This window comes from Pseudomonadota bacterium (assembly GCA_010028905.1).
Taxonomy (GTDB): domain Bacteria; phylum Vulcanimicrobiota; class Xenobia; order RGZZ01; family RGZZ01; genus RGZZ01.
The window spans coordinates 1-3121 of the sequence record RGZZ01000537.1; the positions used below are offsets into that span (position 1 = coordinate 1).

General features: G+C 66.0%; 3 protein-coding genes. 1 reads left to right on the top strand and 2 read right to left on the bottom strand.

The genetic code is table 11. From position 1 onward, the window contains the following. Positions 1–17: 17 nt before the first annotated feature. Positions 18–668, top strand: a complete 651-nt coding sequence (locus EB084_22470) for a hypothetical protein (GenBank protein NDD31029.1) — start codon at positions 18–20, stop codon at positions 666–668. 54 nt (positions 669–722) lie between these two features. Here EB084_22470 and EB084_22475 read toward each other — a convergent pair whose 3' ends face one another. Both EB084_22475 and EB084_22480 read right to left on the bottom strand, forming a co-directional pair. Continuing rightward, positions 723–1694: a PrsW family intramembrane metalloprotease gene (locus EB084_22475; GenBank protein NDD31030.1), complete on the bottom strand. Its 972-nt coding sequence runs from the start codon at positions 1692–1694 to the stop codon at positions 723–725. Between the two features lie 331 nt (positions 1695–2025). Further along, positions 2026–2967 carry a PrsW family intramembrane metalloprotease gene (locus EB084_22480; GenBank protein NDD31031.1) on the bottom strand — a complete coding sequence of 314 codons (942 nt, stop codon included), beginning with the start codon at positions 2965–2967 and terminating at the stop codon, positions 2026–2028. Positions 2968–3121 lie beyond the last annotated feature (154 nt).

The following is a 3121-nucleotide window of genomic DNA, read 5'->3' on the forward strand; positions in this document are numbered from 1 at the left end:
CTGCTGCACCCCCCCCCATGACGCCGCCTCCATCCGCAGACCTGTTCATTGAGCTCGATGCGACCAGCGCGGCAGAACCAGTTCCGAGCCCGCCCCAGGCGTCCTTCGAGCGACCGACGCAATCTGCCCCCTCCGCGGTCGATGTGAGTGCGATGATGAGTCGGGCCACCTCGAGCTTCGCGGCAAAGAAAGCACCTGCTCGCAAGGGATTCGGCGGACCGCCGACCGGCGCAAGACCGGCGCCCCTCGGCTTGCCTCAAGGCTCGCTGTTCGAGGCACCTGTGCCAGAGGCTGAGAGCGCCCTGGCGCCGGAGCCATCGACTGTCGGAGATCTGCCGTTCGCCCCCCCACCCACTGCTGCGCCCGTCCCGCTGAGCTTTGAGGTCGCGCCGGAGCCGGCGCCTGCTGTGATAGACGGCCCGCTGAGCCTGCTTCAGCAGGCTCTCCTCGAGCTCGGGCAGGGAAACGCAGACGCCGCACGAGATGTGCTCCAACGTCAGCTGAGCGTTGACGACAGCGACTATCGCGCCATGTTCTTCCTGGCGTACACGCTGCGGTTGCTGGGAGACAAGTTCCTCTCGCAGCAGTTCTTCACCATCGGATCGAAGGTCGCCGAACAGGCGGGCGACGAGCGATTCGCGCAGATGTATCGCGCCGAGCTGGGCTGAGCCGAACGCCGCAGCGCTGCACGGCGGCCCCGGAGGCCCACGTGGAACCGAGTGTCAGGCGCCCTGTCCCGGAACGGGAGGCGCTCCTTGTCCGGTGGGAGCAGCGGGCGAAGCGAGATATGACGGCATGGCGTAGCCTCCGTACTGCTGCTGCCACATCATCTGCAGGCGAGATTGCTCCACGGCGTGCTGCTCCGCCAGCTGCATCTCTGCCACCATCGCCTGGGAGCGTTCCATGTACGAGACGAAGAGCAGGTATGTGAACGCGCACATGAGCAGGCCCAACAGACCACCAGACGTCCAGTCGTAGACCCCGTGCAGAACCGCCGAGACCATGAGTCCCGTGACCACGAGCGCGGGTGCTCTCGACCGATTGATGACGGCCAGGGCGATGAAATAGCCCGCAATGGCGCTCCACAGGGAGTGCAGAAAGGGCAGCGAGGTGCCGCGAACCAGCATCTGCCAGAGCGGCAGGTCTGCCTTCGCCACGTAGCCCACGCCTTCAGAGATGGCAAACCCCAGCCCTGACATCGCCCCGTAGAAGATGCCGTCGATGGGCTTCTCGACCCGGCGCATCGAGAAAGCCACGAGAATGACGGGCAATGCCTTGAAGAGCTCCTCATTGGGCCCCACGCCGAGCACGAAGCCGAGCAGGCTGCGCATCGCGTCTCCGCCTTCGCCAAGCCCCTGATACAGCCAGCTCAGAACGGGGAGCGTCTGCACCATCAGAACGAGGTTCACCCCGATGAGCGCCGTGAAGGCCATGACGCCAAGACCGATCTTGAGATCGACCGAGCGCCGCGCCACGAAATAGTAGTAGTAACAGGCCCACGCCAGCCCGAAATAGATCTCGAGCAGGTGCAGGAAGCCCATGGCCGTGGTCACCACCTGCAAGATGAGCGCGGCGAGCGGAAGGAAGCCGAACACCAGCATTCCCCAGACCGAGCGGTTGCGGATGAAGTCCGGGCTCAGCGCGGTATCGACGGGCACCACCCACTTGAAGTCGAAGCTACGGATGTCTCGCACGATCTGATCGAATGCCTGCGAGACCTTCTCCTGAACCCCTGGCTGGGCGTTCGTGCCCAGAGAGTAGGCGCCGCTCGGGCTCTGCCAGCCTGCAGGTTGTCCCCAGCCCTGCGGAGGAGGCGCCCAGCCCTGCGCGGGAGGCGGAGGTGAACCCGACGCCGGAGGCGCCCAGCCCTGCGGAGGAGGCGCCCAGCCCTGTGCGGGAGGCGGAGGCGGGGCCGAGGGCACGCCGGAAGCGGCGTGCGGAGCGCCGCAACGCGCACAGACCGCCGCGGCAGTTTCGATGGAAGCACCACACTGCGTACAGAATGCCACTGCGCTTCTCCCCCCTCTACTGCCCCGACCCCGTGGGGGAAGACACGTGGACTGCGGGGATGTAGGTGTCCCGGAACATCTGCTCGAGCGTCGTCTCGCGGGCCGCCTGCTGCTCGGCCTGCGCAAGCTCGGTCACCATCTGCTGCGAGCGCTCGAGATATGCCGAGAAGAGAAGGTAGGTGAAGGCCGCCACGCAGAGCGACAGAATGCCCCCGAGGGCATCATAGGCGCCGTGGCACACCACCGAGACCGCGTACCCGATGACGATGAGGGCGATGCCCCTCTTCTTGTTGATCTGGGCCAGACCCACGAAGTACCCCACAATGCCCGCCCACAGCGCATGTGCGAAGGGCAGGGTGGTGAGGCGCAACAAGACGGAGACGACGTTCGCGCCTGGCGCGAGGATGTATTGGGTGCCCTCGGCGATGCCAAAGCCGAGACCTGACATGGCGCCGAAGAAAAGACCGTCGAGCGGCTTCTCGACACGCGCCATGGCATAGGCCAGAACGAGCACGGGAACCGCCTTGGTGAGCTCCTCGATGACCCCGACGCCAAAGGTGTAGCCCACAAGATGGGAGACGAGATCGTGCCCTTCATCGGTCATCGGGCGCAGGAAGGTGAACGGAGGGATGCCCCACAGAACGTACACGAGGCGGATGCCGACGAAGGCCGTGAAGAGCATCACGGCACCCCCCCACAGATAGTCGACCGATCGCTTGCAGACGAAGTAGTAGAAGTAGCCCGCCCAGGCCAGGGCACAGTAGATGACCAGGGTGCGGGCAAGGTCCTCCACGCTCGTGATGAGCTTGAGGGGCATGGCGAGAAGCGGATAGAACCCGAAGAGCAGCATGACCCACACGGTGGGGTTGCGAAGCAGCGCTGGGCTCAGCGCGGTGTCGATGGGAACCACCCAGCGAAAGCTGAAGCCGCGGATGTCGGAGATGGTGCGCGAGAGCATTCCCGCGCCGTCGCTCCAGGCGTGCGAGGCTTGAGACCAGGCCTGCGATGACGGCGGCGGGACCGGAGGCGGGGCCTGCCAGCCCTGTGCCGCTGGCGGAGGGGCGACCGGAGGCGGGGCCTGCCAGCCCTGTGCCGCTGGCGGAGGGGCGACC